This is a genomic window from Streptomyces sp. URMC 127 (assembly GCF_051386535.1).
GTDB lineage: Bacteria > Actinomycetota > Actinomycetes > Streptomycetales > Streptomycetaceae > Streptomyces.
The window spans coordinates 168,743-175,059 of the sequence record NZ_JBPQTW010000001.1; the positions used below are offsets into that span (position 1 = coordinate 168,743).

General features: G+C 71.2%; 5 protein-coding genes. 4 read left to right on the forward strand and 1 reads right to left on the reverse strand.

What is annotated here, in order from left to right; genetic code table 11:
• Positions 1 to 88 precede the first annotated feature (88 nt).
• From ACSNOH_RS00775 to aceE, 4 genes are all read left to right on the forward strand, one after another.
• A complete protein-coding gene (locus ACSNOH_RS00775; RefSeq protein WP_436719162.1) occupies positions 89 to 1,003 on the forward strand; it encodes a reductase in 915 nt (304 codons plus the stop codon).
• Complete coding sequence (locus ACSNOH_RS00780) at positions 1,000 to 1,911, forward strand: aldo/keto reductase (RefSeq protein ID WP_436719163.1); 912 nt, start codon at positions 1,000 to 1,002, stop codon at positions 1,909 to 1,911. The genes ACSNOH_RS00775 and ACSNOH_RS00780 overlap by 4 nt, the downstream gene beginning before the upstream one ends.
• A gap of 83 nt (positions 1,912 to 1,994) precedes the next feature.
• Complete coding sequence (locus ACSNOH_RS00785) at positions 1,995 to 2,666, forward strand: hypothetical protein (RefSeq protein ID WP_436719164.1); 672 nt, start codon at positions 1,995 to 1,997, stop codon at positions 2,664 to 2,666.
• 266 nt (positions 2,667 to 2,932) lie between these two features.
• Positions 2,933 to 5,632: a pyruvate dehydrogenase (acetyl-transferring), homodimeric type gene (gene aceE / locus ACSNOH_RS00790; protein WP_436719165.1), complete on the forward strand. Its 2,700-nt coding sequence runs from the start codon at positions 2,933 to 2,935 to the stop codon at positions 5,630 to 5,632.
• Between the two features lie 317 nt (positions 5,633 to 5,949).
• On the opposite strand, the gene ACSNOH_RS00795 is transcribed toward aceE, so the two are convergent.
• Positions 5,950 to 6,132: a hypothetical protein gene (locus tag ACSNOH_RS00795; protein WP_436719166.1), complete on the reverse strand. Its 183-nt coding sequence runs from the start codon at positions 6,130 to 6,132 to the stop codon at positions 5,950 to 5,952.
• Positions 6,133 to 6,317: the final 185 nt, after the last annotated feature.

The window sequence follows — 6,317 nt, forward strand, 5'->3', positions numbered from 1 at the left end:
CGCGAGGGCGTGAAGACGCGAGGGCGCAACGAGCGCGCGAAGCGCGTGACGAGACTGACCGGAAGGGCCTGCCGGCATGGACGTATGTGTGATCGGAGGAAGCCGCTACTTCGGGCGGCAGCTGATCGAGGAACTGCGGGACACGGGCGCAGCAGTGACCGTCATCAACCGCGGCTCGGCGCCCGCGCCGCAGGGCGTGACCCACCTGCGCGCCGACCGCGACGACGAGGACGCGCTGCGCGCCGTACTCGCCGGCCGGTGCTTCGACGCCGTGGTCGACCAGGTCTGCTACTCCCCGCTCCAAGCGGCCATCGCCGCCCGGGCCTTCACCGGCCGTACCCGCCGCTACGTCCTGACCTCCACGGTCGAGGTCTACGCCGAACTCGGCCGCCCGGGCGGGGCACCCCTCCCGGAGCAGGCCGTCGATCCGTCGGCCTGGCCGGTCGACCTGACGCTTCCCTGGACGGACCCGCAATTCCGGGCGGACCACTACGCAGAAGGCAAGCGCCAAGCGGAGGCACTGCTGACCCGGGAAGCACCCTTCGACGTCGTCGCCGTCCGCACCGCGCACGTCCTCGGCGGCGCCGACTTCACGGGAAGGCTGGCCCACTACATCGAGCGGATCGAGCACGGCCTGCCGGTGGTCGTGCACGCCGCGCCGCAGCCCGCGTCTTTCATCCACGCGCCGGAGATCGCCCGCTTCCTGGTCTGGACGGTGACGCAGGACTTCACCGGTGCGGTCAACGCGGCGTCCCACGGGACTCTGGACGCACGCCGGATATGCGAGGCGATCGGCCGGGTGGCCGGTAGGGAGCCGACGCTGGTCGCCGGGACGGAAGAGCCTGGCTCGCCGGCGTCTCCGGCATCCCCGCTCTCCCCGGTCTCGCCGTTCTCCTTCGACCGCAGCTACGCGATGGACACCGGCCGGGCTGCCCGCCTGGGCTTCCGGTTCTCGTCGGTCACCGACTGGCTGCCGCTGGTTGTCAAGGAGGCCCGGGGATGAAGGACAAGGCGCTGGGCATTCCAGCAGCGCACGCCACCGCCCGCACCATCGGCGGCATCGCGGTGGGCTCCATCGGCCTCGGCGCGATGCCGCTCTCCGTCGAGGGACGCCCGGACGAGGAGCAGGCGGTCGCCACCATCCACGCCGCGCTCGACGCGGGCGTGCGGCTGATCGACACCGCCGACTCCTACCACTGGCACGCCGGTGAAGCCGGCCACAACGAACGGCTGATCGCCCGCGCACTGGCCGCCTACAGCAGGGCCGCGGACGAGGTGCTGGTGGCGACCAAGGGCGGCCGCGGCCGCCCCGGCGACGGGTCATGGACGGTCAACGGCGACCCGCGCCACCTGCGCCGCGCGGCGGAGGCCTCGGCAGCCCGGCTCGGTGTGCAGGCGATCGACCTCTACCAGCTGCACAAGCCGGACCCGGCCGTACCCTTCGCCGAGTCGGTCGGTGCGCTGCGGGAGCTGGCTGACGCCGGCACGATCCGGATGGCCGGCCTCTCCAACGTCGACTGTGACCAGATCCGCACGGCCCGGGAGATTCTCGGCCCGCGCCTGGTCTCGGTGCAGAATCGCTTCTCTCCGGCGCACCCGTACACGCGGGACACCCTCGACCTCTGCGCCGAGCTCGGCCTGGCCTTCCTCCCCTGGAGCCCGCTCGGCGGGATCTCCCTGAGCGCCGTCGACGACCCGGGAACCAGCGCACCGACGCCGGACACCCCCTTCCACGCTCTGGCCCGCGCTCGCGGCGTCAGCCCGCAACAGATCTGCCTGGCCTGGCACCTGGCACAGTCACCGGTCGTGGTCCCGATCCCGGGCGCACGCCGGCCGGCCTCCATCCGCGGCTCCGCCGCGGCGGCCGGGCTGACCTTGTCGGCGGAGGAGGTGGCGGGGCTGCGCCTGTAGGCCGTGCGCAACGGTGACGCCGCGAAGCAGGCTTTGCCGCCCGCCTGTCCACTCCGGCCCATGCCCGGTACAAGAGCGCCGCATTGTCAGCAGCCACAGTGCTGCTCAGCGTATGGACGCTCGGTAAGACCGCCTACGACCTGCGTCTGTACACCCCCGTCCCCGCCTGGGCCGCTCACACCTCCTCCCTCAAATCCCTCAAAGCCGCGTTGCACGGGATGCGAGCCGACCGCTCCCGCATCGAGGTGGTCCCTGCCCGGGACCACCGGGAAGCATGGCTTCTCGGGCGTGACTTCCACCTGGCCCGCGGCTGGAACCGTCAACTCGACGTGGTTCGCGGCCGGCTGTTCTACGACGGCACCCTGACCGCCACCACGTACCGGCGCTGGATTGATCACTGGGCCGTCGGCCACATCGTCCTCCCCTCTGGTCGGCCCGACGGCCCCGCCGAGGCGGAAGCCGCCCTCGTCCGATCCCGCCCGCCCTGGCTCCGCAAGGTGTGGTCCGACGCGTCACGGACGGTTTACGCCGTCCGTAACGCCGTTCCTCTGGTTCCCGCACCGGCTCGCCTGCTGCACATGAACAGCGCCGCGATCACTCTCGCTGTCGACGACGCGCCCGCCACGTACGCGCTCCGCCTGCCGTACTCCCCGTGGCTGCGGGCGGACAACGACGCGCAGCTCACCCCGATGGCGACTTCACCCGTTTCACCGCCGCCCGCCCGGGCCGGTACACCAGCCACTCCCGCTATCTGACGCCGGCTCCGCCCCAGCAAATGATCGATGATCGATCATTACTCGTCAGTAGCTGTTGACCGCGCCGACACCGGCCTCCTAGCGTTGACTGACGGAAGGAAAGTTCCGTCACGCGGAACACGTGTGCGGAACCCGTGTGTGGAACGGGAGGCGCCCGGTCGCGCGCCACCACCCCCGAGCGCACCTCGGCGCACGCGCGGCGGCCGCCCCGTCCCCACCGGGATCGTGCCCCTGTCCCTACCCGGGATCGTGAAAGAGGATCACCCGTGTCCCAGCTTGACCAACTGCCCGACAAGGACCCCTCAGAGGTAGCCGAGTGGCGCGAGTCCCTGGACTCCGCCGTCCGCTTCGCAGGAGCCGACCGTGCGGCGCACCTGCTGCGCCGCACGCTCGAACACGCCGAACGGTCCGGGCTGGACCTCCCCCCGCTCCTGGAAACCCCCTACCTCAACACCATCCCCACCTCCGCCGAACCCGCCTACCCCGGTGACGAGGAGCTCGAAGCCCGGATCGCCGCCTGGAACCGCTGGAACGCGGCCGCCATGGTCACCCGCGGCAACCAGCGCGCGGGCCTCGGCGGCCACATCGCGACCTTCGCCTCGGCGGCCTGGCTCTACGAGACGGGCTTCCAGCACTTCTTCCGCGGCAAGGCGGCCCTGGGGGAGCCCCCGGCCGCAGGCGGCGGAGACTCCGGCGACTCCGGCGATCAGCTCTACATCCAGGGCCACGCCTCGCCCGGCATCTACGCCCGCGCCTTCCTGGAAGGCCGCCTGACCGAGCGGCACCTCGACCGCTTCCGCCAGGAGGCGGCAGGCGACGGACTGCCCTCCTATCCCCACCCGCGCCGGCTGCCCTGGCTGTGGGAGTTCCCGACCGTCTCCATGGGGCTCGGCCCGCTCTCCGCCGTCTACCAGGCACGCTTCAACCGCTACCTGGAACACCGCGGCATCAAGGACACCTCCCGGTCCCGCGTGTGGGCCTTCCTCGGCGACGGCGAAATGGACGAACCGGAATCGACCGCAGCCCTCGCCCTCGCGGGCCGCGAACGCCTGGACAACCTCACCTTCGTCATCAACTGCAACCTCCAGCGCCTCGACGGCCCGGTCCGCCCCAACTCCAAGATCGTGCAGGAACTGGAGGCCCGGTTCCGCGCCGCGGGCTGGAACGTCATCAAGGCGCTGTGGGGCACGGCCTGGGACAAGCTCTTCGCGCAGGACACCGAAGGCGCGCTGGTCCGCCGGCTGCGCGACGTACCGGACGCGCAGTTCCAGACCTACGTCACCGCCGACCCGGACTACCTCCGCGCACACTTCTTCGGCGCCGAAGGCCCCGGCTCCCCGCTGCACACCCTCGGCGCGGGCCTCGGCGACGCCCAGCTCCTGGAGCTCTTCCGCACCTCCCGCGCCGGCCACGAACCGCGCAAGGTCCACGCCGCCTACCGGGCCGCCGTCGAGCACCAGGGCGCACCGACCGTCGTCCTCGTACAGACCGTCAAGGGCTACACGCTCGGCCCCGGTTTCGAGTCGCGCAACGCCAACCACCAGATGAAGAAGCTGACAGGTAAGGAGTTCCGGGCGATGCGGGACCTGCTCGGCCTCCCGATCCCCGACAGCGCGCTCGACGGCGACCTGGTGCCGTACGCCCACCCCGGCGAGAACTCCCCGGAGGTGCGCTACCTGCGCGAACGCCGAGCGGCGCTCGGCGGCCCCGTCCCGGCCCGCAAGGTCGTCGCCAAACCGCTGCCGGAGCCGCCCGCCGCACCCTTCGAAGCTCTCTGCAAGGGCTCGGGCGGCCAGGAGATCGCCACGACCATGGCCTTCGTCCGGCTGGTCAAGGACCTGATGCGGGACAAGGAAACCGGCCCGCGCTGGGTGCCCGTCGTCCCCGACGAGGCCCGCACCTTCGGCATGGAGTCCCTCTTCCCCTCGGCCGGCCTGTACTCCCCGGCCGGCCAGACCTACGACGCCGTCGACCGCGACCAGCTCCTCCACTACAAGGAAGCCAAGAACGGCCAGATCCTCAACGAAGGCATCACCGAAGCGGGCGCACTGGCCGACTTCACGGCGGCCGCCACGTCCTACGCCACGCACGGCGAACCGATGATCCCCTTCTACATCTTCTACTCGATGTTCGGCTGGCAACGGACGGCCGACCAGTTCTGGGCACTGGCCGACCAGCTGGGCCGGGGCTTCGTCATCGGCGCCACCGCCGGCCGCACCACCATGACGGGCGAGGGCCTGCAGCACGCCGACGGCCACTCCCACCTCATCGCCTCCACCAACCCCGCGGCGATCTCCTACGACCCGGCGTTCGCGTACGAGATCGCGGTCATCGTCCGCGACGGACTGCGCCGGATGTACGGCCCTGACGCCGAAGACGTCTTCTACTACCTGACGATCTACAACGAGCCCAAGATCCAGCCGCCCATGCCCGAAGGCGCGGAGAACGGCATTCTCAGGGGCCTCTACCGCTTCAAGGAAGCCGCTGACGCCGCGGCCCACGCCCCGCGCCTCCAGCTGCTCGCCTCCGGCACGGCCATCCACTGGGCCCTGGACGCCCAGCGGCTCCTCGCCGGCGACTGGGGCGTGGCGGCCGACGTCTGGTCCGCCCCTTCCTGGACCGAGCTGCGCCGCGACGCCCTGTCCTGTGACGCCGCCCGACTCAAGGGCGAGGACCGGACCCCGTACGTCACCCGGGCACTGCACGGCGCTCCCGGCCCGGTCGTCGCCGTCAGCGACTGGATGCGGGCCGTCCCGGACCAGATAGCCCCCTGGGTCGCACAGGACTGGACGTCCATCGGCACGGACGGCTTCGGCCTCTCCGACACGCGGGAGGCGGCGCGGCGCCACTTCGGCGTCGACGCCGAGTCGGTGACGGTGGCGGCACTCGCCGCGCTGGCACGGCGGGGCGAGGTCAAGCCGGAGACGGTACGGGAGGCTGCGCGCCGGTACGGTCTGGAGGGCTGACCCTCACCTCGGGGGGCGCGGTGAAGGCCCGGAGCGCACGCCGGCCCTTCCTCTCGCCATCGCGGCGCTTCGTTCAGCAGGTCTCCGTCTTGCCGTAGTTGCCGAAGCTGAAGTGATAGGCCGCCCCGGTGCCCAGGGGATCGGCCGGCTGCGTACGGAGCGCTGGGCGCCGCGGGCCCCAAACAAGCGCACTGAGCAACTGCCCCGCCCCTTAAGGGCCTGCAGCTGCCACCGGGGAGGACCAGGAGCAACCGGCCACGAAGGCCGAGGAGTTACCACATGGCCGAAAAGCGACCGGTGCTGCCCGCTCCTGCGCGTCACACAGGCGGGTTCTCCTGGCGGTGGCCCCAGCCGAGGACGTTCTGCTCGGGCGGGGGCTTGTAGAAGTCGTCTTTGGCTTCCTCAGGAGCCCTTTTGGCTCCTGCCTCCTTCGCCTGTTGCCGGCGCTTCTCTCCGGCGGCGTGGGCCCCCTTGTGCTTCTTCTTCGGCAGCCAGGTCATGGCCCGGTCCTATCTCTCGCACCCGTCAATCCCACTTTCAGACTCACACGTGTACGGGGGTACGCACCACACCACTGCCGACTGCACGGTCGCACGACCGGACTGTTGGGTTACTTAGGGTGACAATCAGAGTCCGTGAGCGCGTCGAGCTGGGCGGCGAGGTCCGGGTGGGTGGGGGTCAGGTG

Bases quoted from the DNA above. Each gene is read 5' to 3' on its own strand.
- ACSNOH_RS00780 (WP_436719163.1), top strand. From the start codon at position 1,000: ATGAAGGACAAGGCGCTGGGCATTCCAGCAGCGCACGCCACCGCCCGC.
- ACSNOH_RS00795 (WP_436719166.1), bottom strand. From the start codon at position 6,132: ATGACCTGGCTGCCGAAGAAGAAGCACAAGGGGGCCCACGCCGCCGGA.